The organism is Nesterenkonia aethiopica, assembly GCF_039534665.1.
Taxonomy (GTDB): domain Bacteria; phylum Actinomycetota; class Actinomycetes; order Actinomycetales; family Micrococcaceae; genus Nesterenkonia; species Nesterenkonia aethiopica.
The window spans coordinates 62,435-86,282 of record NZ_BAAAVT010000002.1 but is presented as its reverse complement, the minus strand read 5'-3'; the positions used below and the strand labels follow the sequence as shown (position 1 = coordinate 86,282).

Sequence of the window (23,848 nt, the reverse complement as noted above, 5' to 3'; positions counted from 1 at the left end):
GGCTCAGGCCGCCACATCGTGGACCCTCAGCAGCCGCCATCGTCCCGACCCGGTGTGCCGACTCAGGTCGACAGTGCGCGGCATGGCACGGGGGGCCGCCTCCAGGCGGATCTGGAGGCGCCAGATCTCATGGTCGACCACGCCCGGTCCGCGCCCGCGCTCCGCGCGGGAGTCCTCCAACCACCAGCGGCGCCGCTCGAACCAGCGGACCGGATCCTCCACCACGACATGCCAGCGGTCTCGCCAACAGAGTCGTCGGGGGATCTCAGCGTCGTCACATTCCACCGTCAGCTGGGTGCTCAGACGCTGGGTGCTCAGATGCTGCGCGGCCGAGGCAGGGGGGCGCATGCCGTCGACGTCAGCAGGGGACCGGTGTCCTGCGGCGTCTGAAGAGTCCAGGCGTTCCGCCGCCCGATGCCGAGCTGCGGCGAGACGCCGGCCCTCCTCCGGGGCCAGGAGGCGGACGACGCCGGGCAGGGCGGGGGTGGTCGAGGTGGGGCTCATCAGCTCTACTCCCTTGATCCAGCGCCCGGAGGCGCACAGGTGCAGTGTTCGCTGACGATGGGAAGAGACGCGGGCGGCGGTCAGGGCAGAGGCGCCGCCGTACGTCCCCTCCATCGTAGTTCGAACACATCTTCGAATACAAAGGGAGGGTACGAGAGCCCTCTGACAGGCACCGAGGGTCGCCGCTCAGCTCGACGGCCCGGTCTCCGGCCACACCGGGTCGTGGACCTCCTCCAACAGCGCCATCGCCCGCTCCAGATGCGGTTCAGCCTCGCTCCGCCGACTCCGCCGGAGCGCGACCACGGCGAGCCCGAGCTCGGCATGGGCCTCGGCCTCGAGCTCGCCGATGCGTCGCGCCGCAGTGGCCGAAGCCCGGTGGAGGCGGTGGGCGCAGTCCAGCTGACGTCGATCATCCAGGTGACGATCCAGCAGACGTGCCAGCTCGGTCGGAAACCAGCGGGGCCCGGTGTCGGCAGCCCGATCTGCGACGAGGGCGAGGGTGTCGATGGTCCGCGCGAGCCAGTCCTCCGCCGCCTGAGGGTCGTCGAACCGCTCCGCCGGCCTGCTTGAGGCGGCCGGCGCACCAGACGCGCCGGGTTCAGCAGGCTCCACAGCTTCAGCAGATTCTGAGGCCTGCGGTCGCGTCACCGACCGCACGGCGGCGGCCGTGACGGTCAGAAGATGGGAGCAGAGCCGATCGAACGCCGCCCGGATCTCCTCAGGACTCTCCTGCTCCTCCGCCAGTTCGGCGGCATAGTCACGCAGCAGATCATGCTGTCGGACATGGTCCGTCTCCAGACTCTCCAGCAACCAGGCCCTGTCGAGCTCCTCGATCCCACGGCGCGCCTCGGCCGGTCCCAGTCCGGCCAGCGCCGCGACGGCCGGGACGTCCAGCCACCGGGCGGGGGCCGTCCCCAGCAGTCGGAACAGACGGGCCGAGGAGGTGGAGAGTCGCTGACAGGACCAGGAGAAGACCGTGCGCACCGAGGTCGCCTCATCCCCGGAGTCCAGCAGGTCGAGCCTCAGCCTCTCATCCTGGAGGTCCCGCAGGAGGGCGGGGGCCGTCTCGACGGTCTCCAGTCGCAGCCGCTCAGCCATGATCCGCAGGGCCAGCGGCAGATGGGAGCAGGCCTCCGCCAGGGAGTCCCGCAGCTCCTCGGAGGGACGGGGGCCACGGGTCCCGCCCAGCAGCGCGCGGGACTCCGCCGGGGACATCAGAGGGACCGTCAGCTGATGGGCGCCGTCGTGGAGCACCAGAGGTCGAAGGTCGGCTCGGCTGGTGACCAGCACCGCGGAGCGAGGCGACCCGGGCAGCAGAGGACGGACCTGGTCGGCATCGCGGGCGTTGTCGAGCACGATGAGTATGCGACGGGAGCTCGTCAGTGAGCGCAGGAGTGAGGATCTCTCTGCGCGAGAGGCCGGAACATCGGCGGCGTCCACACCCAGCGCGATGAGGAACCATGCGAGCATGCGAGAAGGATCCAGGGGAGCCTCCGGACCGAAGCCCCGCAGATCGGCGTAGAGGCACCCGTCAGGGAAGTCGGTGACAGCCCCGTGGGCCCAGTGCAGAGCCAGTGCGGTCTTGCCGGTGCCGCCGCCTCCCGTGAGTGCCACGATCCCGAACCCGGCTGCGTCGCCCGGAGCGGCCTCTGACGCCCCTGCGGGCGCGGCGCCCAGCAGTTCGTCCAGCCGGGCGAGCAGCTCCTCCCGACCGTGGAAGCCGCGGGGCGGCGCCGGCAGCTGTGCCGGGGGAGGGACCGCGCCGGACGTGGCCGCGCGACCGGAGGCACTGCCGGTCACAGAGCCACCAGCTGCAGAGACGCCAGCTGCGGGGGCACCGGCGGCCGGGGCAGGAGACCGACGGGGAGTGAGGAAGGTCTCCGGCGCCGGCGCCCCTCCACGGAGCACCTGCTCTTGGAGACGACGCAGACCAGGGCCGACGTCGAGTCCGAGCTCCTCGGCCAGCCGATGGCGAGCCTGCCGGTGCACCTCGAGGGCCTCAGTGGGCCGGCCCTGCAGGGTATGAGCGGCCATCAGCAGCTCGTAGAGCCGTTCCCGCAGGGGATGCTCGGCGATGAGCGAAGGGACCTCCTCGATCACCGCCTCCGGCTCTCGGCAGGCCAGGCGCGCCGCGTTCAGCCTCTCCCGCGCGGTCAGCCGCAGTCCGTCGAGTCGCTGCGCCTCGATGCTGAGCCCGGCGCCGGTCTGCCCGTCGAAGGGTCGTCCCCGCCACAGTCCGCAGGCCTGACCCAGCAGCTCCTGCGCGCGGCGCGGGTCCGCATCGGCCGTCACGGCGGCTTCATCGATCAGGTTCTCGAACCGCTCCACATCCGTGGCGCCCGGCGGCACCTGCAGCACATAGCCGCCGCCCACCGCCTGCAGCACGTCGGGGCCCCCGAGTGTGCGGCGCAGCCGGTGCACATGGGTCTGGAGGCGGTGGGCCGCCCGGGGGCAGGGGTCGTCTCCCCACATCGCGTCGAGGAGTCGGTCCGTGGGGACAGGGCGTCCGCGGGCCGCCACCAGCATGGCCAGCAGCAACCCCTGGAGCCCGGTGAGGACCACCGGACTCCGATCCTCGTGGCAGACCCGGATCGGGCCCAGGATGTCCAACTGCATCGACAGGGTCGTTCTCCTTGGGTGCGGTGCAGGGCCGCCCCCGGTGCCTTCAGCCCCGGTGAGCCCTGCCACACTATGAACGGAACCTGGACTTCTCCTGAGCATCAGCGGAGCTCATGACGGCAGCCTCTCCGGGCACAGGCACTCCGGGAAGCCGCCACACGGTGAACGTGCGGGCCGGGGCGGAGACCCGCACCCTGTCAGCGCCGAGTTTCAGCTGAGCCTCTCCGAACACGCGTGAGACGTCGTCGGTGCCCAGACCCTCCTCGGCGACCAGTCCCGGGACCGCCTCCCGGGAGGACTCCCAGATGCGGTCGCCCATGGTCGCCACGACGAGCAGGGTCTCGGAGGCCGACTCGCGCAGGAAGACGACGGCGTCATCGTCGGTGTGGAGCCACCGCATCCCGCCGCGGGCGAGCACCTGATGCCCGCGGCGCAGCCGGACGAGCCGTCGGCACAGGGACAGCCGCTCGGCGACCGGGGGGTCCGCCTCGGCTCCCCAGGGCATCGGCGTGCGGCTGGTCTCCCCGTCGGCCCCGGTGAGACCGAACTCGTCCCCGGCGAAGAGCACGGGGACGCCGGGCAGCGTCATCGCCAGGCCCAGGGCCAGCGGCATGGCGCCGTCGGCGGCGTGGGTGGCGAACCGGGCGGTGTCATGGGTGTTCAGCGGCTGCATGTTCCCCAGCCGGATGCGCCAGGGGATCCCCGCAGTGAACCGGGTGACCGCCTCGGCGAACTCCGCCGCCGTGGCCCTCGGGATGCCGCCCAGCGGCTGACCGAAGAACCAGGGCTCCACGACCTGCTCGTCCTGGGCGGTCGTCCAGGGCTCCCCGGTGGGCTCACTCAGCCAGGACCACAGCGGCCGGGTGAAGGCCGGATAGGTCATGGCCCCGTGCCAGGCGTCCCCCTGCAGGTCCTCGGTGGCGTCGTTGGTGGACTCCGCGAGCAGGACCGTGTCGGGGTCGATCTCCTCCATGGTGCGGCGCATGATCTGCCGCACCTGGGCATTCAGATCCACGTCGCGCAGGCGTCCGGTCATGTTGGCGACGTCGATGCGCCACCCGTCGGCCTCGAAGGGCGGGAGCAGCCAACGTGCGACCACGGAGTCGCGCCCCTGGATGAACCGATGCCGCAGCTCCTGGGAGGACCAGTCGAACTTCGGCAGCGAGGGGACGCCCAGCCACGCCTCATAGCCCGGGTCCTCGGCGCTGACGGACCGCCCGTTCTCCTCATCTTCGGTGAAGTAGTAGTACGTCCGTTCCGGAGACTCGGCATCGGCCAGCGCCGTCTGGAACCATTCATGCCGCTCTCCGGAGTGGTTCGTGGTGAGATCGCCGATCACCCGCATTCCGCGGGCGTGGGCGGCCTGCACGAGCCGCACATAGGCGTCGTCGCCGCCGAGCAGCGGGTCCACGTGGTCGAAGCTGGCGGCGTCGTACCGGTGGTTGGAGGCCGCGGGGAAGATCGGGGTCAGGTACAGCAGATCCACGCCGAGGTCCGCCAGGTGGTCGAGCTTCTCTACGATCCCGTCCAGGTCGCCGCCGTAGAGCTGCTGGGTCCGGGCGGGCATGACCGGATCCACGGGGTCCTCCCAGGCGGCGGGGATCGCCCAGTCCGGGGTGGGACGTCCGTCCGCAGCCGCGGACCGGGCGAAGCGATCGGGGAAGATCTGGTACATCACCGACTCCGCGAGCCAGCTCGGCGCCGGAGGGGTGGCCAGCAGGACGAAGTCGTCGACGTCGCGCACCTCTCCGGCGTGCAGACCGGCCTGGTTGAGCCAGCGGACGGCTCCATCGTGCTGCCGCAGCAGCCACCGGTACCCGTGGCGGGGATTGTGGACGGTGACCGTCGCCTCCCACCACTGCCAGCCTCCGGCCTCCCCGAGGAGGACGGCCTCGTCCCAGACCGGCTCGCGGTCTGGGTTGGATCGCACGGTCACAGAGACCAGCGGATCCCACGTCGTGGGCACGCGCAGGCGCAGCCGCACCACGTCCCCGAGCGCCGGGACGTCCTCGGAGACGTGGAGCGGGGACCCGTCATGGTGGGGGAGGGGACGCTGCACGGGGGAGACGGTCACGAGTCCTCACTTCACACTGCCGGCGGTCAGGCCGCCGATGATGTACTTCTGCAGGGCCAGGAACAGCGCCACCGGGATGATCGCGGCCAGCACGGCGCCGGCGGCGAAGATCGACCAGTTCTGCGAGGTCTCCTGAGAGATGAACTGGTAGAGGCCCACAGCCAGGGTCTGCTTCTCCGGATCGATGAGCAGCACCGAGGCCACGACGAAGTCGTTGGTGGTGGCGATGAACGACAGCAGCGCCACCACAGCCAGGATGGGGGAGACCAGCGGCAGGATGATCGTGAAGAAGATCCGGGCGTGACCGGCCCCGTCGATGCGCGCCGCCTCATCGATGGACTGGGGGATCGTGTTGAAGAACCCGTACATCAGGTACGTGTTCACTCCCAATGCTCCGCCGAGGTAGACCATGATCAGACCCAGCTGACTGTTGACACCGATCGCCGGGAAGACGTCGCCGATGGCGAGCATCAGAAGGAAGATCGCCACCATGGCCAGCAGCTGGGGGAACATCTGCACCAGCAGCAACGTGATGAGGCCCACGCGTCGCCCGGTGAACCGCATCCGGGAGAACGCGTAGGCGGCCAGCGCCCCCAGCAGCACGCTGCCCGCGGAGGCTGTCAGGCCGATGAACAGCGTATTGCCGAACCAAGCCGCATACGGCTGCTGAGGTCGGTTGAACAGGTCGATGTAGCTGTCCAGGCTGAGGTTTCCGAACAGGGTGTTCGCCGTGATCAGCGTGCCGCCGGGGTTCAGCGAGGCGGAGAACACATAGACCAGCGGGAACACGGAGAACACGACGATTCCGGCGCCGACGAGGTGACGCCAGCCGGTCTGGCGCATCCAGACGCGGAAGGGACGCTTGGTCCGGACGAGCCGGGGCTCTGCGGCCGGCACGGTGGTCGTGCCGGCTGAGGTCTGCACGGACATGTCAGTTCAGCTCCTCGAGCGATTTGGTCTGCCGGAAGGCGATGACCGAGACGGTCCCCACCAGCAGGAAGATCAGGATCGCGAAGGCGCTGGCCAGACCGTAGTCCCGGTCGGCGCCCACGAAGGCGACCTTGTACACCAGGGTGATCAGGATGTCCGTGGCGCCCACGTTGATGTCGGCATCGAGGTTCCGCGGCCCGCCCCCGGTGAGCATGTACACCAGAGTCAGGTTGTTGAAGTTGAACGCGAAGGCCGAGATCAGCAGCGGGGCCAAGGACACCAGGAGCAGGGGGAGCTTGATCAGGCGGAACGCCTGGAACGGACGGGCCCCGTCCATCTGCGCCGCCTCGGTGAGGTCGTCGGGTATCGCCTGCAGCGCTCCGGTGCACACCAGGAACATGTAGGGGAAGCCCAGCCACAGGTTCACCAGCAGGATGGAGACCTTCGCCAGCAGGGCATCTGTCAGCCAGGGGATCTGGGCGCCGCCGAAGAGCACGTTGTTGACGAAGCCGAACTCCTGGTTGAGCATTCCGGCCCACACCAGCGCCGAGAGGAATCCGGGGAAGGCGTAGGGAAGGATCATGATCAGCCGGTAGTACCTGCGACTGCGCATCCGCGGGTCGTTGAAGACGATCGCCAGGAACAGCCCGAGCACGAAGGTCGTCGCCACGGAGAGGAAGGCGAAGGCGAACGTCCAGATCGTCACCGAGATCAGTGGTCCGCGGATGGCCGGTTCGGTGGCGGCGCGCACGAAGTTGTCCATGCCGACGTGGATCCGCCAGCCGGGCATCAGCTGCTCGCCGGCCGACGACGTGAAGGCGCCGTCTCCGACGTCGGCATAGACAGTGCCGGTCTCGGAGTTCGTCATGGTGTCGGCGTCCACGTCGTAGACGTAGCGGGAGGTGTACAGGTAGGCCGAGCGGGCGTCCTGGGTGCGGAGCATCCCGTCGTTGGGGTCCTCGCTGAAGGGGACCGCCAACTGGGTGATCTCGCCCTGGCGCTGAAGCACCTCGGCGAAGTCCAGGACGTCATGACCGGGGACGTCGACCACCACGCCGGCGTCGAGCACGGCGCCGTCGACGGCCTCCAGCGGCTGCTCCTCAGCACCGATGAACACGTCGCCGGCCGGGTCGGTCACCACGAAGGACAGCTCGCCGAAACGTTCGGCCACCGCCAGCTGGTAGGTGGGGGAGTCCGGGACGCGCTCCTGGCTCTGCAGCATGATCGCGTGGACCGCGTCGTCCTTGGAGCTGTTGTGGCCGGTCCCGTAGTTGGTGAAGGCCACGTAGCCGGAGTAGAGCACCATGAAGATCTGGAAGATCAGCAGGAACGCGACTCCGGGCAGGACGTATTTGACCGGCAGGCCACCGCGTCGGAAGTATACCCAGGAGATGAAGATCCCTGCGGCGACGACGAGCGCGGCGATGACGGGGCGGCCGCTGGCGTAGAGCACGAGCGCCGCATAGACGCCCAGGGCGTTGAGCACACCCAGGACGAGGATCTTGAACACCAGCAGCTTCCACCCCGCGGAGGCGGTGTCGGCGATGCGCTGGGCACGCCGACTCCGCCTCCGCTGTGAGGAGCCGCCGGAAGAGGGTCCGCGCGTCGGGAGCGACGGCGGGGTCTGGCCGGGAGCGGGAGTGGTGGTGGTCATCAGGGATCAGTCGATGGCTCCGGCGATGTCCTCGGCCATGCTCTCCCAGAGCTCGGTGGGCTCGCCGTCACCGTTGAGGATCGCACCCTGGGTGGTGCCCCAGAACTCCCAGACGGCGCCCATCTCGGGGATGTTGGGCATCGGCACGGCCTCTGCGCCGACCTCCCCGAACCCGGCGACGATCTCGTCATCGGCCAGCGCCGCATCGAAGGACTCCGTCAGGGCCGGGGCACGGCCGCCGACCTCGTAGAGCGCGGTCTGCACCTCAGCGGAACCGATGTACTCAGTCAGGAAGGTGGTCGCGGCCACGACGTTCTCGCTCTGGGAGGAGAGGAAGAAGCCCTGCACGCCGGCGAAGGGCGCAGCGTCCTCACCGCCGGGGGCGGGGACCGCGTCCACCTCGAGGTCGATGCCGGCCTCCAGGGCGGCGGGGACGTTCCACGGCCCGGTGAGCAGGAACGGGGTGTTCCCATCGATGAAGTTCTCGCGCGCGAGATCGCCGTCGATGTTGGTGTTCATCAGACCTTCTGCGCCCTGCTCGGCGAGCCAGTCGGCGAACTCGAGGCCGCCGTCGTTGCCGATCTGCAGGTCCTCGGCGTCATAGGAGCCGTCGGCGTCGGTGCCGAACACCGGAGCGCCGAAGGACATCTGGAACGGGTAGAGGTGGTAGGGGTCAGCCTCAGTGGGGTCCAGACCCACCAGGAACGGGTAGTCGACGTCGGCGTCCTGGCCCATGGCGATCATCTCGTCATAGGTCTCCGGCGCCTCCGGGGCGAGCTCCGCGTTGCGCAGCATCGCGATGTTCTCGATCGAGTAGGGCAGGCCGTAGACGTTGCCCTCATAGGTCCAGGCCTCCAGGGCGACGTCCTGGAAGTCGGCGGCGGCGTCGCCCAGCTCGATGGGGGCCACCACCCCGTTGGTGACCAGGGTGCCCAGCCAGTCGTGGGCACCGACGGCGATGTCCGGGCCTTCTCCGGTGGGAACCTGGGAGACGAACTGGTCCTGGATGTCTCCGAAGTCCTGCTGGACCAGTTCGACGTCGATCCCGGTGTCCTCGGTGAAGTCGGCGGCAGCGTCGCCGAGCACCTCGGCCCGGTCGGCGTCGACCCAGACGGTGAGGCTTCCCGTGGCCTCCAGCGCCTCGTTCTCGCCGTCTCCGTCGGTGGTGGGCTCGTCAGCGCCGCAGGCGGTGAGCAGCAGCGCGCTGGCGGCCAGCGCGGCGCCGGCGCCGCGGGCTCGGGTGAAGTTCGCCCTCATGGTGTGTCCTCTGATCGTCGATGTGGCATGACAGGTGCGGTGAAAGGAGACGGCTCGTGAGCCATCTCACTGCAAGCGCTTCCAGTATGAAGCAGGTCACCTTCCAGTGCAAGCCTGGTCGCCGGCGATCCTGTGACGCCCAGATCGCTGAAGAGATGTCGAGATGCGAAATGCAAACGCTTGCCAGTACAGTGTCAGCATGCAGACCTGCCATGACGCACGCCACACCACACAGACTCTCACCGCCCCCGAGTGGTGGAGGACCGCCGTCATCTACCAGATCTACCCGCGGTCCTTCGCGGACGCCTCCGGCGACGGAGTGGGGGATCTGCGCGGCATCACTCGGCGGCTGGACGACTTGGCCGACCTCGGCGTCGACGCGCTCTGGCTCAGCCCGTTCATGGTCTCGCCCCAGAAGGACGCCGGCTACGACGTGGCCGACTACTGCGACGTCGATCCGCTCTTCGGCACGCTGGCGGACTTCGACGAGATGCTCGCCGCCGCCCATGCCCGCGAGATCCGGATCATCGTGGACCTGGTCCCCAACCACTCCTCGGACCAGCACCCCTGGTTCCAGGAGGCGCTCCGGGCAGCACCGGGATCAGCCGAGCGGGCCCGCTACATCTTCCGGGACGGACGCGGTCCGGGCGGTGACCAGCCGCCCACCAACTGGGACTCGATCTTCGGCGGACCGGCGTGGACGCGCGTCACCGAGGAGGACGGCAGCCCCGGCCAGTGGTACCTGCATCTGTTCGACTCGAGCCAGCCGGACTTCAACTGGGAGAATGAGGAGGTCCGGGAGGAGTTCCGCCGGATCCTGCGCTTCTGGCTCGATCGCGGCGTCGACGGCTTCCGCGTGGACGTCGCCCACGGCATGGTCAAGGACCCCTCCTTCCCCGACTGGAGCCCGAATCCGGAGGCGGCCTCCATGGGCGGCGACAGCGCCCCCGCGCCGTATTGGGAGCAGCCTGGCGTCCACGAGATCTACCGAGACTGGCACCGGCTGCTGGCCGAGTATGACGGCGACCGCGCCCTGTGCGGTGAGGCCTGGGTCTCCACCATCGAGAAGACGGCCCTATGGGTCCGCCCCGACGAGATGCACCAGACCTTCAACTTCCACTACCTCGAGACTCCCTGGGAGCCGGCGGCCCTGCGCAGGATCATCGACGACTCGCTGCGTGCCTTCGGCGCGGTGGGTGCGCCCAGCACGTGGGTGCTGTCCAATCACGACGTCGTCCGGCACGCCACCCGTCTGGGACTCACGGCGGAGAACCCGCAGGGCACGGGCATCGGTCCGGACTTCCCCGGACTGCCCGAGCCGCAGCATGCCCTCCGCCGGGCGCGCGCCGCCACGGCGCTCATGCTGGCGCTGCCCGGCTCGGCCTACCTGTACCAGGGTGAGGAGCTGGGCCTGCCGGAGGTGCTCGACATCCCTGACGAGGCCCGGCAGGATCCCACATGGTTCCGCACCCGCGGCGAACGGTACGGCCGGGACGGATGCCGCGTGCCGATTCCCTGGGAGTCCGATGCGCCGGCGGCGGGCTTCAGCTCCTCGGGCCGTTCCTGGCTGCCTCAGCCGGAGGGCTGGGGGACGTTCGCCCGCGACTGTCAGCGCGAGGACGCCGGCTCGACGCTGTCGCTGTATCGGCGCCTGCTGGAGGTCCGTCGCGCCTACGGCCTGGGGGAGGGGACGCTACGCTGGCTCGATCCGGGCGAGCTGCCCGGTGTCGCTGAGGGGCAGAGCGAAGATGTCCTGGCGCTGAGCAACCAGGACGTCGTCGTGCTCGCGAACTTCGGCGCCACGCCGATCCCGCTGCCGCCCGGGCGCCACGTCCTGGCGTCCAGCACCGAGCTGGTCGCCGAGTCCGGCGCTCCGGACCGGGAGGACCGAGCGCCCCTGCTGCCGCAGGACGCCGTTGTATGGTTGGTCTCGCCGGAGAACGTCCCCCTGATCTGAGGAATCGCCACCGTGGTCAGCATCGATGAGGTCGCCCGCGCGGCGGGAGTGTCGTCCGCGACCGTCTCTCGCGCGCTCAGCGGACGAGGCCATGTCTCGCCGGCCACGCGGCAGAAGGTCCTCCAGGTGGCCGATGAGCTCGGCTACGTGGTGTCCTCGGCTGCCTCCAGCCTGGCCTCCGGGCGGACCCGCAACATCGGGGTCATGCTGCCGGATCTGCACCGCTGGTTCTTCTCCACGGTGCTCACCGGGATCTCCGAGGAGCTCAGCCGTCGCGGCTACGATCTCACGCTCTACAACGTCACCGACGACGCCGAGGTCCGACAGGAGATCTTCTCCTCGTTCCTCCGCCGGCGACGCGTGGACGGCCTCATCGTGGTGGCCATGGAGCTCGACGCCGACGAGATCGACCAGCTCACGGGTCTCGGCATTCCTGTGCTGACGCTGGGCGGATCGAACCCCCGCCTGCCCGGCCGGGCCATCGACGACCACGGCGTCGCCCACCTCGCCGTGGAGCACCTGCTGCGTCTGGGCCACCGGAGGATCGGCCGCATCGGAGCGGAGGCCAGCTTCAACCGCGACTTCCATGTGCCGGCTCGGCGCGAGAACGGATTCCGTGATGCACTGGCAGAGGCTGGACTCTCAGCGGATCCGCAGCTGTGCGTGACTGCGGACTTCACGGTGGAAGGCGGTCATCGAGCGGCGAAGTCCGTGCTGGGCCGCTCAGCATCTGCCCCCACCGCGGTGGTGGCCTTCTCCGACGAGATGGCCATCGGAGCACTGCTGGCGGCCCGCGACCTGGGCCTGGAGGTCCCCGGAGACGTCTCGGTGATCGGCATCGACGGCCATGACCTGGGCCCCCTCTTCGGACTCACCACGGTGGATCAGCATCCGCTGGGCCAGGGAGGCCGTGCGGCACGGGAGATCCTGGAGCTGATCGAGGGCACCGAGGCGCTGCCCACCGACGACGCCGACGCCGACCTCCCCTATGACCTGGTGGTGCGCTCCTCCACCTCCGCACCCCGGATCGAATCGGTCAGCGCCCCGCACTGAGCTCTCACCCGGAGTGCTCCCGGAGCATCACCGCTGATCCGCCGACAGCCCTGCCCGCCGCCGAGTGGTCCGGTTCGCATGCACTGACCACTGCGGCAGCCAACGCTGCAGGGCGCCGGCGGCGCAGGGGCCCATCGCGGCCGCCACCCAGATGCCCGCCGCCAACGAGCCCAGAGCCGCTCCGGAGGCCACGATCAGCGGGCCCGCGGCGATGCCCAGGTCCTGCAGGAGCCGCCAGGCCCCCAGGAACTGGGGCCGCCCCTGCGACGGCGCGACATCGGAGGCGACAGTCATCATGATCCCGGACCCCAGACCGTTGCCGAGACCGAGGGCCACGGCCACCCAGACCATCTGGGTCGTGCTGTGCGTCAACGGGACCAGCGCCATGGCCACGCCGAGGGTGATCATGGCCGGGACCCCGATCCACAGACGGCCGAACCGGTCCATGATCTTCCCCGCCGGGTAGAACAGCAGCATGTCGATGCCGCCGGCGATCCCGAAGATGATCGAGATGGTCGCCGGATCCAGGCCGATGTGCTCGCCCCAGAGCGGAATCACCTGCTGCCGGGCCCCGCGGATCGCGCCCACCAGCAGCACAGGTGCCCCCAGGGTGAGCAGGAGCCTGCGGTGCTGACCGAGCACGGCGGCCAGCCGGGGACGGCGTCGGGAGTCTCCGGCGACGGGCGCATCCAGAGTCTCGGCTGACGGGTCCGGTCGAGCCAGCGCCACCGTGACGGTGGCCGCGGCCGCCGTCCCAGCCGCCAGTACGAAGACCAGCCGCAGGTCCCCGGCATGGAGGACGACCGCCCCCAGGAACGGCCCGACGAACTGCCCGATGCGATGCACCCCGCCCAGGGTGGACAGGACTCGGGCGCGATGCAGAGCCGGGGTGATCTCCGTGAGGTAGGAATGCCGCGCCAGGTGGAACACCGCATTCGCGGCACCCACCAGCAGCACCGCCAGCCCCAGCGTCACCAGCGTGGGGGCCGCGGCCGCGGCGAGCAGTCCCAGACCGGCCAGGCCGCCGGCCGCCAGCATCGCTCGACGGTCCCCGATGCGGGCGGCCAGGGCTCCGGCGGGGATGTCGGCGAGGATCTGCCCCACCGGGAGCATCGCCGCGATGACTCCCGCGACCGCGAGCGGAGCGCCCTGCTGGACCGCATGCGGTGCGATGACCGGCAGCATCGCCCCGATGCCGATGCTGAAGATGAAGGCCGGCACCAGTGCGCCGAGCACGACCGCCTGCAGCGGGAAGAGCGCGCCGAGACGGGCCGAACCTGCCGGATCGGGGGAGGGGCGGCCGTGGACGTGCACGTCGGACAGCCTACTCGCACGCCCTGGACGGCGCTGGGCGGGTGGCTCCTCTCGTGGCGCATGAGCCGACCATGCCCGCGGACCAGGGGCGATGCCATAGGCTGGGGCCATGAGTTCACCGGCCGAGCGGTACGCCGAGGCGCGACGCCGATCAGCGGAAGCCAGGACCGAGCTGGGCGCCTTCCGCCGGGCGCAGAGCTTCGAGCTCGACGAGTTCCAACTCGAAGCCTGTCGGCACCTGGAAGCAGGCAAGGCGGTCCTCGTGGCCGCGCCCACCGGGGCCGGCAAGACCGTCGTCGGCGAGTTCGCGGTCCATCTGGGCCTGGCCCAGGGCACCAAGACGTTCTACACCACGCCCATCAAGGCGCTGTCCAACCAGAAGTACCAGGACCTGGTGGCGGACCACGGGACCGAGCGGGTCGGCCTCCTGACCGGGGACACCTCCATCAACTCCGACGCGCAGATCGTGGTGATGACCACCGAGGTGCTGCGCAACATGCTCTACGCCGACTCGGAGGCCCTGCAGAACCTGGCCCATGTGGTGATGGACGAGGTCCACTACTTGGCGGACCGGTTCCGCGGTGCCGTGTGGGAGGAGGTCATCATCCACCTGCCCGAGCACGTGCAGGTGGTGGCCCTCAGCGCGACGGTCTCCAACGCCGAGGAGTTCGGGGCCTGGCTGGACACGGTCCGGGGCGAGACCGCCGTGGTGGTCTCCGAGCACCGGCCCGTCCCGCTGTGGCAGCACATGCTGGTGGACCATGAGCTCCACGACCTGTTCATCACCGACGACGACCAGCACGACGCCGCCTCAGGTGGCCAGCTGCTGGTCAATCCCGAGCTGCAGCGCCTGGCACAGCGGCAGCAGGCTCCGCCCTCGCGTCGCTCCGGCGGGCACCGGTCGCGGGGCCGGGGACGACAGGACCAGCGCAGGCACCGTCCTTCGGAGCGGCGCTCCTCGCGGCACATGACCGCCGAGGCCTCCGGGATCTCCGGCTCCTCCCGGGGCCGGGCCCGGCTCAACCGGCCTCGCATGATCCGCGCGTTGGACCGGGACGGTCTGCTGCCCTGCATCGCGTTCATCTTCTCGCGGGCTGGCTGCGAAGCCGCCGTCGAGCAGTGTCTGCAGGCGGGCATCCAGCTCACCACCCGGCAGGAGGCGGCCGAGATCGCCTCACGGGTGGAGCAGATGGGGTGGGAGCTGCCTGCCGAGGACCTCTCGGTGCTGGGATACGACAGCTTCCGGGAGGCCCTGGTCAACGGCGTCGCCGCCCACCACGCCGGCATGCTGCCGCCGTTCAAGGAGCTCGTGGAGGAGCTCTTCGCCGCTGGACTGCTCAAAGTGGTCTTCGCCACGGAGACCCTGGCCCTGGGCATCAACATGCCGGCACGCACTGTCGTGCTCGAGAAGCTCGACAAGTTCAACGGGGAGTCCCATGTGGACGTCACCCCGGGGGAGTACACCCAGCTGACCGGGCGAGCCGGACGGCGCGGCATCGATGTGGAGGGCCACGCCGTCGTCGTCTGGCAGCCGGGAATGGACCCACGCCAGGTGGCCGGCCTGGCCTCCCGCCGGACATACCCGCTCAACTCCAGCTTCCGTCCCAGCTACAACATGGCGGTCAACCTGACCGCCCAGTTCGGTCGGGAACGTGCCCGCACCATCCTGGAGTCCTCCTTCGCCCAGTTCCAGGCCGACCGGTCGGTGGTCGGCCTGGCTCGAGAGGTCGCCCAGCGTGAATCGTCGATGGCCGGCTACGAGAAGGCCATGTCCTGCCATCTGGGCGACTTCCGCGAGTACGCCGAGCTTCGTCGGCGGCTGACCGACCTGCAGAAGGGGCAGGCCAAGTCCCGCGGCAGGCAGCGACGTCGCGAGCTGATCCGCGTGCTCGCCGCCCTGCAGCCCGGTGACGTCATCGAGGTGGCCGGGCGGCGCAGGCTGGGGGAGTGTCTGGTGGTCCACAGCGCCCCGGAGCACGACCCCCGTCCCGGCGTCATCACCGGTGCCGGCCAGCTGCGGCGCATCACCGTGGAGGACTTCAGCCAGCCTCCCGAGGTCCTCGCGAGCATCCGCCTGCCCCGAAAGCCGCAGATCAAGGTGCCGAAGGTCCGTCGGGATCTGGCCTCGAGCATGCGCAGCGCGCTGCACGATCGGGTGCCGCCGCGGTCCGACGCTCCCGCGCCGGGCTTCGGGTTCGTTCACGAGCCCGATGAGGAGGTGGTCGAGTCGCTGCAGACACGGCTGCGCCGTCATCCCTGCCACAGCTGCGGCGACCGCGAGGAGCACGCGAGGTGGGCGGAGCGGTGGTGGAAGCTCCGCCGGGAGACGGACCAGATCCGGGAGCGGATCAGCCGCCGCACCGGCTCCATCGCCAAGACCTTCGACAGGATCTGCGGAGTGCTTGTGGAGCTCGGCCACCTGGAGACGGCCGCCCTGCCCGAGTCGGCTGCCGAGCCCGGCCCCGAACTGTCCAGCGCCGATCCGTCCAGTCACGACGAGTCGGATGCTCCAAGTGCGGTGGAGTTCACGGTGACCCCGCGCGGCCACCGGCTGCGGCGCATCTACGGCGAACGGGACCTGTTCACCGAGATGCTGCAGCATCAGGGCGTCCTGATGCGCCTGAGCGCCGCGGAGCTCGCCGCCTTCTCCACTGTGCTGATCTACCAGGCGAAGCGTGAGGATGAGGGCGCGATGCCGCAGATGCCCACGAAGGGTCTGACCTCCGCCGTGCGAGCGGCCGTCGACGTCCACGCCGATCTCGAAGCTCTGGAGAAGCAGCACCACCTGGAGCCCACCTCCGCGCCCGAGCTGGGTCTGGTGCCGCCCATGTACGCCTGGGCCTCCGGCAGGAACCTGCGTCAGGCTCTGGAGGACTCCCCTCTGGCGGCCGGAGACTTCGTCCGGTGGGCGAAACAGTGCATCGACTCGCTCGATCAGCTCGGTCGCGCGCCGCACACCTCCGCCAAGCTGGCCGCACGCTGCCAGGAGGCGGTGGACCTGATCGCCAGGGGAGTGGTGTCCTACTCTGCGGTGGCGACACTCCCCGGCATCGACGAGACCGACGACAGTGACGACCTGGACGACAGTGACGACCTGGACGACAGTGACGACCTGGACGACAGTGACGACCTGGACGACAGTGACGACCTGGACGATCTGGACAGCACCGAGGATGACGTGACGGAGGACGATCTCCTCCGACAGGACCCTGCAGACGATGACGCGCAGTGAGGATGAGAGCACAGCGATGAGCAGCACACCAGCCGGGCGGCAGACCGACGACGCCCGATCCCGCGAACATCACGACGACCAGGCCCCTCGGGCCGCAGGAGTGCCTCGGCTGCTGGTCGACGGCACGATCCACAGCACGGCTGAACCCTACGCGGAGGCGATGCTCGTGCAGGACGGCCTGATCTCCTGGATCGGAGCGCCGGAGTCGGCCGAGCACGTCATCCGCGGGGACCACGAGCGCCAGGAGCTCGACCGGGGTCTGGTCGCCCCCGCCTTCGTCGGGCGCGTCGACTCCGACCTGCGAGCCCTGAATGCATCAGCGGTGGCGACGCTCCTGGACGAGGCCGCCGCCCATGGTCAGGGCGCCCTGCGCCTGGTCCTCGACGTCACGACCGCGTCCCTGGAGGGTGATCCCGGCACTCGGACTCGCCTGGTGGAGGTCCTCAAGGCCGCGTACTGGCATCCCGTGGTGGCGTTTCCGGTGGTGCGGCTGACGGGGCTGGCCGCCGACGTCCCCACCTCCGACGGCGGAGCCGGTCAGGAAGGGCTCCCGGGTCCTGCACAGAGGATCCAGCGACTGATCGCGCTCGTGGAGCACTGTGACGACGCCGCAGGGGCACCCGTGGGAGTCGAACTGAGCCTGGGCGAGATCTCCGGGGGCGTCCTCCCGGCCGGATCTGCGGTGAGCCCGGAGACCCACGAGCACATCGTCGACCATCTGGTGGAGGTCTCTGCCCCCCTGGCTGAAGCATCTCGTCAGCTGCTGCTCGACGTCGCGGGCCATGCCCCGGACGCCGTGGCCGCCGTCGTCGTCGACACCCGCCGACGCCTCCAGGAGCGCAGGACCACGCCGCGCCCTGACCGACCGACCGTGCTGGTCGACTTCGACTCCGCCCGGCGCGCCGATTGGGAGGCGCTGGTGGGCACGGCCCACCATGTGCTGATGCGAGCCCCCGGCCATCTCGGCCTGGCCCTGAGCGCCGGAATCCCGACGTCGGTGGCACCGGGTGCCGACGTCGATCCATGGGCCATGGTGGCGACTCATGTGCACCGCAGTGAGGCGGCGGTGTCGGTGCGGGCCGCATTCAATGCGCAGACCCGCGCGGCCCATCGGTCGCTGCCCGCGCCTGACGGCCTCGGGCCCGGGACGGCCGGGCTGGCGGCCCAGCTGGCGCCGGGCGCCGTGGCCACCTACACCGTCTGGGAGGTCGAGTCGTTGGCCGTGCAGACGCCCGACGCACGGACCGCGGCCTGGAGCACCGATGCGCGTGCCCGCACGCCCCTGCTGCCGTTCCTCGGCACGGCCGCGGAGCCTGCTGCGCTGCCCCGGCTCCGGGCGACCGTGGTCTCCGGTGTCGAAGTTCACGGTACGGCGGACGCCCGACACTCCGGGGCCCAGGATTCCTGATCCCGCCCTGAGGGGTGCACAATACATCGAGTGCCGTCGAACCCCGGCGAGCACCACGCCCGTCCCAGCGGACATCCAGGGCTGCCAGGGACGCGGCATGAGACCGCACGAGACAGAAGGGGCACGAGGCCACCCGTGAAGATCCTGACGATCATCCCGACCTACAACGAGATCGAGGCTCTGCCGATCACGGTGCAGCGGCTGCGGGCCGCGGTGCCTGAGTCTGACGTGCTCGTCGTCGATGACAACAGCCCGGACGGCACCGGACAGCTGGCCGAGCGGATGGGACACCAGGATCCCCAGATCCAGGTGCTGCACCGGCGCGCGAAGAACGGGCTGGGCGGCGCCTACATCGCCGGGTTCCGCTGGGGGCTCGACCAGGGCTATGACGTGCTGATCGAGCTCGACGCCGACGGCTCCCACCAGCCGGAGCAGCTGCCGGACCTCATCGCGAAGATCGACGAGGCCGACCTCGTGATCGGCTCGCGCTGGGTGCCCGGGGGAGCCGTGGTCAACTGGCCGTTCCACCGCGAGCTCATCTCGCGCGCCGGGTCGCTGTACTCGCGCACCATGCTGGGTCTGGGCGTGCGAGACATCACGGCCGGCTACCGCGTCTTCCGTCGTTCCACGCTGGAGGACGTCGACCTCGGCAGCATCGAGTCGGTCGGATACGGGTTCCAGGTGGACATGACCTTCCGTGTGGCGCGGCAGCGCAAGACCATCGTGGAAGTCCCGATCACCTTCGTGGAACGCACGCTGGGTGCCTCGAAGATGAGCTCCGACATCGTGGTGGAAGCGATGCTCAACGTCACACGCTGGGGCCTGGCCGCGCGAGCCCAGACGCTGGCCGGTCGTCTGGGCCTGGGCTGAACCTCCCGCGTGAGGGCCGGGATCTGTGAGAGGACCCGGTCCGTGAGAGAACCCCGTCCCGACGTCAGAGGGCCCGTCACCACCAGGTGACGGGCCCTCTGACGTCGCTGCTCAGTGAGTCGAGCCGCTCAGGCGGGTGAGCCGGTCAGGAGACCTTCTCGCCGCGGCGCTCGCGCAGCTTCCTGAGCCGCTCGGTGAGGATGTCCTCGAGCTCCTCCACGGAACGACGCTCCAGAAGCATGTCCCAGTGCGTACGGACGGGCTTCTCAGGGGTCTCGTCCGGCTTGGTGCCGTCCACGAGGACACCCTCCTTGCCGGTGGGCGAGGTCCAGGTGGCCGGGACCTCCGCGTCGGCGGCGAAGGTGACGGTGATCTTCTCGCCGTCCTCACACACGTACTCGACGTCCTGACGCGGAGCAGGCTCCACACCCGACTCGGTCTCCATCGACTGCGCACCCAGGCGCATTCCGCGCAGACTGCGGTCGCTCATCGGCATTCTCCTCCACTGACGGGGACACACTTTGTCCCACAGGCTAACAGCGGGTGCGGCGCGGTTATTCCGCGACGCACCCGCTCAGTTCCGCCGGCGTCCGTCGGCCCCGGGCCGAGGATCGGCTCAGCCCTGGCGCGGCGGCCGGCCTCCCGGCTGACCCTGACCCGGCTGACCCGGCTGGCCCGGCTGATGCGGCGGCCACTGCTGCTGCCCCTGCTGAGGCCGTGGCGGCTGCTGCCCCTGGGGGTGGCCCGGCTCGGGCTGCGGCTGCTGTCCCGGCTGGGGCTGCTGGTACGGGTCGTAGGCGGGGGGCTCCGGGTTCTGCGGCAACGACCGCTGGCCGGAGTCATCGCCGATGCCGCGGCCAGAGCCGATGGACGGATCCGCCTCCGGGGGAGCCGTCTCCGCCACCCGCTTGAGCGCATCCGCGCTGGACTCCTCCGTCGCACTCGAAGCGCGGCGTCCTGAGCCGGCGCTCTGAGCCTTCCGTGCTTCCTCCTCGATCTCCTGGGTGCCCTCATAGTGGGGGTGCTCGTCGGTGACGGAGGTGGACCGGGCCGAGGAGGCCATGTCCGCGATGGCGTCGGAGATCGCCGGCTTGCCCTTGCGCTCACGAGCCTCGCGCTCCCGGCGCTCGCGCCGCTCGCGCAGTCGCTCCTCGCGGGCAGCACGCTCAGCTTCGCGCTCCTCAGGAGAACGCCCGTCGGAGGACTGGGCCTGGCCGCTGAACGTTCCGGAGAACGCCTTGAGGGCGTCTCCGAACTCGCCGGGAATCACCCACATGGTGTTGGAGTCTCCCTTGGCCAGTTCCGGAAGGGTCTGCAGGTACTGGTAGGAGAGAAGCTCGGGGCCCGGCTCGGAGTCGTGGACCGCGTTGAAGACGGTCTCGATGGCCTGGGCCTCCGCGTTGGCGGCCAGGATGCGGGCCTGCGCCTCACCCTCGGCCTGAAGGATGGCCGCCTGACGCTCACCTTCGGCCGTCAGCACGGCCGACTGCTTGGTGCCCTCGGCCGTGAGGATCGCGGCACGCCGGTCACGCTCGGCACGCATCTGCTTCTCCATGGAGTCCTGGATGGACAGGGGCGGCTCGATGGCCTTGAGCTCCACTCGGGCCACGCGGATGCCCCAGCGGCCTGTGACCTTGTCCAGCTCACCGCGGAGCTGACCGTTGATCGTGTCACGGGAGGTCAGCGCGGCTTCGAGGTGCATGCCCCCGACCACGTTGCGCAGCGTCGTGGTGGTGAGCTCCTGGACGGCGTGGATGTAGTTCTGGATCTCGTAGGTGGCGGCCTTCGGATCGGTGATCTGGAAGTAGACCACGGTGTCGATGGAGACCACCAGGTTGTCCTCGGTGATCACCGGCTGCGGTGGGAACGAGACGACCTGCTCACGCATGTCCAGCAGGGGGACGAGTCTGTCGATGAATGGCACCAGCAGGGTCAGTCCGGGCCCCTGCGTGCGCTGGTATTTGCCGAGGCGCTCCACGATCCCGGCACGGGCCTGCGGAATGATCCGCACGCTGCGCACCAGGATGATGACGACCAGCGCCATGAGCGCCAGGAGGACGAAGAGAAGTGCTACATCCATGGGGTTTCCGTTCCTCGTGTAGTTCTCGGTGGGGTGGTCTGGTCCTGCCGAACCGGTCGCCTCTGCGCCGTCGGTCAGGCTTCTCGGGGTTCGGGGTCCTCCCAGGCGATGCCTGCGGCGGGCCGCAGGTAGACGATGGCACCGTCCACGGACTCCACGACGGCGGCCATGCCGGGCTCGATGCGGAAGTCGCCGGCCGCCCGCGCGGTCCAGGTGCCGCCGTCGACCTCCGCCAGGCCGGCGTCCCGGGTGACGGTCTCCAGCGGCTGGGCCTCCATGCCTGTCATCCGGTCCACATTGGTGAGCTGCTCCTGGGAGCCCTTCTTCAGATGCTTAAGCGCGACAGGGCGCACTGCGCCGAGCATCAGCAGCGCCGTCGCCGACCCGATGACCACCTGCATCCACCCAGGGCCTCCGGCCAGAGCGACAGTGGTCGCGGCGGCCGCCCCCGCGGCCAGCATCAGAAACAGCAGGTCGAGCATCAGCAGCTCGAGCACGAGGAGGACGAAGGTCAGGGAGAGCCAGGCCGCCCACAGATTCTCGCCGAACCATTCGATCATGCGATCGCCTCCTCCTGACCCCGATTCGTCGCCGACTCATCCAGTACGTTCATCCAGTACGTTCATCCAGTACGTTCATCCAGTACGTTCATCCAGTACGTGGAGAAAACCCACAGGTGAGCCGCTTGTGCTCCTCATTCTGCCTGACGACAGTGCTCCCGTCATCCCCATCACAGCCGAACTGCGCACAACCCGCCGACTCATGCGATCCACACGGTCACATCCAGGTCCACCGTCACCTCGTGCACACCGGCCTCGGCCACCGCGGCGGCCACGTCGGGGGCCTCACGATGATGGCCGGCCGGGCCCATCATCACCAGATCCACCGCTGTGGACTCGGCCACCGGCACGTGCGCGCGGACCCTGCGGCGCTCCACGGCATCTCCGAGGCGCCGCCCCATGTGGGCTGTGAGGTCCGCATGTTTGTCGGGACGCATGGCCAGCAGTCCGCCGTCAGCGAGCTCTGCCAGATGCCCCGGCCGCGGCGTGACGACGACGGCAGCCCCACCGGGGGCCAGCACGCGGGCATACTCGTCCACGTTCCGCGGAGCGAAGATGTCCAGCAGCAGATCCACCGAAGAGCTCTGCAGAGGCAGGTCGCGCCACAGGTCCCAGGCCAGCGCGAGCGTGCGGGGATGCCGCGCCGCACGCTTCAGCCCGGCGGGGGAGAGGTCCAGAGCGATGCCGCGGGCGGAAGGGTGCCCCTCCAGCAGGCTCCGCAGGTGATGTCCGGTCCCGGCCCCGCAGTCCAGCAGCACGGGCCTCGACGATTGAGGCATCCTGAGGTCGGCGATCTCTCGGAGAGCCGAGGTCAGCGCCGAGAACACCCCGGCATCCTGGATGCGTTCGCGAGCCATGATCATCGCCGCCGTGTCGGGTGTGGCCCGGGATCCTGCGCCGACCAGCAGATTGACATAACCCTGACGTGCCGCATCAAAGCGATGCCCTGCGGCGCAGGTGAGCCCCCTGATGCGCGACCTGGCATGCAACTCGTCCGCCTCACTCAGCTCTGTCAGCACCGTCAGTGGGGTCGGCGCAGCTGACGGGTGCAACGGGCAGCGCAGCGGCCAGCGGGCTTCACGCATCGGGTCGATCTGGTCGAAACTCTGGGGCGAGCAGGTCATGCCACCGAGCGTATCCGGTGGCATGACGTGCGACGCCGCACCTGACATTCACGCCCAGGTCACGAGAGATCAACTGAGGGAGATCGACTTCAGCTGCGGGAGATCGACTGTGGGCGTGACGGGGCCCGAATCGCGCACAACCACATCACGCTCGATCGCCGATAATCTACATTATGTCAATCTACCGATGAGGGCGGGCATCCTCAGGAGGCCGTACCATGCCCGGAGGCCCCTGCCCCGTCCGGCGCCCGCCGCCTGCCCCGCGATCACCGGAGCGGGCCGGTGATCACTCCAGGATGCTCAGTTCGCCCGCGATCGGTGGATCTCCTCGGCGAGCAGGCGGATCCGGTCGAGTCGTGCATCCCAGCGCCGCCCGACATCCTGCAGCTGCGCCGTCGCGCGGGACAGCTGCTCCGGATCCACAGTGAAGCGTCGTTCTCGACCCTCCTGGCGAGCCTCCACGAGCCCGGCCCTCTCCAGGACGGCCAGATGCTTGGCCACCGCCTGTCGGCTCACCGGCATCTGCTCGCTGAGCCTCGTGGCGCTGCTCGGACCCGCGGCGATCATCACATCCATCAGAGCCCGGCGGGTCGGATCCCCCACGGCATCCCACAGCGTGTCGTCGATCCTGGACGATTCGCCGCCGCTGCGTTCAGAGGTGGCCGTCATGCCGCCGACACCAGCGTCTCCGCATAGCTGGTCAGGCGCGGCAGGTAGGTGGTCCATCCGTGCACGTGGTCCTCGTACTCAGCCTGCACGGACGCCTCGCTCCAGCCGCGCTCCCGGAATCCGGCCTCGGTCATGGTGACCACACTCGACTGCTCAGCTTCGCCGGGCCGGATGTCGAAGGTCACCAGCAGCGAGCTCCCAGGTTCGGCGGATGCGTCAGCGTCATAGACCCAGCGGAACGCGAAGCGCTGCGGCGGATCCGCCTCCACGACGGCCATCGGCACTGTCTCTGCATGACCGCATGCGCTGGTCTCACCGAAGGTCAGTGTGCCGATCTCCCCCGCCTGGGGCGTGAAGTCCGCCCCATCCGGCCACCACTTCACGAGGTGGCCGGGGGTGCTGAGGACCTCGTAGACGATCTCCGGCGGCGCGGCGATCTCCATGGTTCGGGTGATGGTGCCCAGCTCGAGCTCTGCGATGCCCTGCCTACGGTCTTCCATGGCCTGCTCCCTGTGACGAGTGACGACATCCGGACCCCGGATG

Annotated in this window: 18 protein-coding genes; 5 read left to right on the top strand and 13 right to left on the bottom strand. The window is 69.6% G+C overall.

Going from position 1 to position 23,848, the window contains the following annotated elements:
• Window positions 1–3: 3 nt before the first annotated feature.
• From ABD658_RS01730 to ABD658_RS01705, 6 genes are all read right to left on the bottom strand, one after another.
• A complete protein-coding gene (locus ABD658_RS01730) occupies window positions 4–504 on the bottom strand; it encodes a hypothetical protein (RefSeq protein ID WP_344682883.1) in 501 nt (166 codons plus the stop codon).
• A gap of 186 nt (window positions 505–690) precedes the next feature.
• Window positions 691–3,120 (bottom strand): AfsR/SARP family transcriptional regulator, encoded by a 2,430-nt coding sequence (locus ABD658_RS01725; RefSeq protein WP_344682881.1) that lies wholly within the window; start codon window positions 3,118–3,120, stop codon window positions 691–693.
• Window positions 3,121–3,193: 73 nt separating this feature from the next.
• The gene (locus ABD658_RS01720; RefSeq protein ID WP_344682879.1) at window positions 3,194–5,197 is read right to left on the bottom strand and encodes a glycoside hydrolase family 13 protein; all 2,004 of its coding nucleotides are present in this window, start codon (window positions 5,195–5,197) and stop codon (window positions 3,194–3,196) included.
• A gap of 6 nt (window positions 5,198–5,203) precedes the next feature.
• On the bottom strand, window positions 5,204–6,127 hold the full coding sequence (locus ABD658_RS01715) for a sugar ABC transporter permease (protein ID WP_070159889.1): 924 nt from the start codon (window positions 6,125–6,127) through the stop codon (window positions 5,204–5,206).
• Window position 6,128: 1 nt separating this feature from the next.
• The gene (locus ABD658_RS01710; RefSeq protein ID WP_344682875.1) at window positions 6,129–7,781 is read right to left on the bottom strand and encodes an ABC transporter permease subunit; all 1,653 of its coding nucleotides are present in this window, start codon (window positions 7,779–7,781) and stop codon (window positions 6,129–6,131) included.
• 6 nt (window positions 7,782–7,787) lie between these two features.
• Window positions 7,788–9,038: a sugar ABC transporter substrate-binding protein gene (locus ABD658_RS01705; protein ID WP_344682873.1), complete on the bottom strand. Its 1,251-nt coding sequence runs from the start codon at window positions 9,036–9,038 to the stop codon at window positions 7,788–7,790.
• A gap of 199 nt (window positions 9,039–9,237) precedes the next feature.
• Between ABD658_RS01705 and ABD658_RS01700 the strand changes: the two genes are divergently transcribed.
• Together ABD658_RS01700 and ABD658_RS01695 are read left to right on the top strand one after the other, a co-directional pair.
• Complete coding sequence (locus tag ABD658_RS01700; protein WP_344682871.1) at window positions 9,238–10,995, top strand: glycoside hydrolase family 13 protein; 1,758 nt, start codon at window positions 9,238–9,240, stop codon at window positions 10,993–10,995.
• 12 nt (window positions 10,996–11,007) lie between these two features.
• Window positions 11,008–12,048 carry a LacI family DNA-binding transcriptional regulator gene (locus ABD658_RS01695; protein WP_311024320.1) on the top strand — a complete coding sequence of 347 codons (1,041 nt, stop codon included), beginning with the start codon at window positions 11,008–11,010 and terminating at the stop codon, window positions 12,046–12,048.
• A 27-nt stretch (window positions 12,049–12,075) separates the two neighbouring features.
• On the opposite strand, the gene ABD658_RS01690 is transcribed toward ABD658_RS01695, so the two are convergent.
• Window positions 12,076–13,362, bottom strand: a complete 1,287-nt coding sequence (locus tag ABD658_RS01690) for an MFS transporter (protein WP_344682869.1) — start codon at window positions 13,360–13,362, stop codon at window positions 12,076–12,078.
• A gap of 109 nt (window positions 13,363–13,471) precedes the next feature.
• Between ABD658_RS01690 and ABD658_RS01685 the strand changes: the two genes are divergently transcribed.
• The 3 genes from ABD658_RS01685 (at window position 13,472) to ABD658_RS01675 (ending at window position 18,872) form a co-directional block, all read left to right on the top strand.
• A complete protein-coding gene (locus ABD658_RS01685) occupies window positions 13,472–16,594 on the top strand; it encodes a DEAD/DEAH box helicase (RefSeq protein WP_344682867.1) in 3,123 nt (1,040 codons plus the stop codon).
• 16 nt (window positions 16,595–16,610) lie between these two features.
• Complete coding sequence (locus ABD658_RS01680; RefSeq protein ID WP_311024317.1) at window positions 16,611–18,002, top strand: hypothetical protein; 1,392 nt, start codon at window positions 16,611–16,613, stop codon at window positions 18,000–18,002.
• Window positions 18,003–18,137: 135 nt separating this feature from the next.
• Window positions 18,138–18,872 (top strand): polyprenol monophosphomannose synthase, encoded by a 735-nt coding sequence (locus ABD658_RS01675; protein ID WP_344682864.1) that lies wholly within the window; start codon window positions 18,138–18,140, stop codon window positions 18,870–18,872.
• 145 nt (window positions 18,873–19,017) lie between these two features.
• Here ABD658_RS01675 and ABD658_RS01670 read toward each other — a convergent pair whose 3' ends face one another.
• From ABD658_RS01670 to ABD658_RS01645, 6 genes are all read right to left on the bottom strand, one after another.
• Window positions 19,018–19,362, bottom strand: a complete 345-nt coding sequence (locus tag ABD658_RS01670; protein WP_070161566.1) for an RNA polymerase-binding protein RbpA — start codon at window positions 19,360–19,362, stop codon at window positions 19,018–19,020.
• Window positions 19,363–19,488: 126 nt separating this feature from the next.
• On the bottom strand, window positions 19,489–20,952 hold the full coding sequence (locus tag ABD658_RS01665; RefSeq protein ID WP_344682861.1) for an SPFH domain-containing protein: 1,464 nt from the start codon (window positions 20,950–20,952) through the stop codon (window positions 19,489–19,491).
• A gap of 74 nt (window positions 20,953–21,026) precedes the next feature.
• Complete coding sequence (locus tag ABD658_RS01660) at window positions 21,027–21,512, bottom strand: NfeD family protein (RefSeq protein WP_344682859.1); 486 nt, start codon at window positions 21,510–21,512, stop codon at window positions 21,027–21,029.
• Window positions 21,513–21,712: 200 nt separating this feature from the next.
• Window positions 21,713–22,636 (bottom strand): methyltransferase domain-containing protein, encoded by a 924-nt coding sequence (locus ABD658_RS01655; protein WP_344682857.1) that lies wholly within the window; start codon window positions 22,634–22,636, stop codon window positions 21,713–21,715.
• A 300-nt stretch (window positions 22,637–22,936) separates the two neighbouring features.
• The gene (locus tag ABD658_RS01650; RefSeq protein ID WP_070161571.1) at window positions 22,937–23,305 is read right to left on the bottom strand and encodes an ArsR/SmtB family transcription factor; all 369 of its coding nucleotides are present in this window, start codon (window positions 23,303–23,305) and stop codon (window positions 22,937–22,939) included.
• Window positions 23,302–23,805 carry an SRPBCC domain-containing protein gene (locus ABD658_RS01645; RefSeq protein ID WP_344682853.1) on the bottom strand — a complete coding sequence of 168 codons (504 nt, stop codon included), beginning with the start codon at window positions 23,803–23,805 and terminating at the stop codon, window positions 23,302–23,304. Before ABD658_RS01645 ends, ABD658_RS01650 begins: the two co-directional genes overlap by 4 nt.
• Window positions 23,806–23,848 lie beyond the last annotated feature (43 nt).

Coding starts and splice junctions, on each gene's coding strand:
- ABD658_RS01730 (WP_344682883.1), bottom strand. CDS start 504: ATGAGCCCCACCTCGACCACCCCCGCCCTGCCCGGCGTCGTCCGCCTC.
- ABD658_RS01725 (WP_344682881.1), bottom strand. CDS start 3,120: ATGCAGTTGGACATCCTGGGCCCGATCCGGGTCTGCCACGAGGATCGG.
- ABD658_RS01715 (WP_070159889.1), bottom strand. CDS start 6,127: ATGTCCGTGCAGACCTCAGCCGGCACGACCACCGTGCCGGCCGCAGAG.
- ABD658_RS01710 (WP_344682875.1), bottom strand. CDS start 7,781: ATGACCACCACCACTCCCGCTCCCGGCCAGACCCCGCCGTCGCTCCCG.
- ABD658_RS01705 (WP_344682873.1), bottom strand. CDS start 9,038: ATGAGGGCGAACTTCACCCGAGCCCGCGGCGCCGGCGCCGCGCTGGCC.
- ABD658_RS01700 (WP_344682871.1), top strand. CDS start 9,238: ATGCAGACCTGCCATGACGCACGCCACACCACACAGACTCTCACCGCC.
- ABD658_RS01685 (WP_344682867.1), top strand. CDS start 13,472: ATGAGTTCACCGGCCGAGCGGTACGCCGAGGCGCGACGCCGATCAGCG.
- ABD658_RS01680 (WP_311024317.1), top strand. CDS start 16,611: ATGAGCAGCACACCAGCCGGGCGGCAGACCGACGACGCCCGATCCCGC.
- ABD658_RS01670 (WP_070161566.1), bottom strand. CDS start 19,362: ATGAGCGACCGCAGTCTGCGCGGAATGCGCCTGGGTGCGCAGTCGATG.
- ABD658_RS01665 (WP_344682861.1), bottom strand. CDS start 20,952: ATGGATGTAGCACTTCTCTTCGTCCTCCTGGCGCTCATGGCGCTGGTC.
- ABD658_RS01660 (WP_344682859.1), bottom strand. CDS start 21,512: ATGATCGAATGGTTCGGCGAGAATCTGTGGGCGGCCTGGCTCTCCCTG.
- ABD658_RS01655 (WP_344682857.1), bottom strand. CDS start 22,636: ATGACCTGCTCGCCCCAGAGTTTCGACCAGATCGACCCGATGCGTGAA.
- ABD658_RS01650 (WP_070161571.1), bottom strand. CDS start 23,305: ATGACGGCCACCTCTGAACGCAGCGGCGGCGAATCGTCCAGGATCGAC.
- ABD658_RS01645 (WP_344682853.1), bottom strand. CDS start 23,805: ATGGAAGACCGTAGGCAGGGCATCGCAGAGCTCGAGCTGGGCACCATC.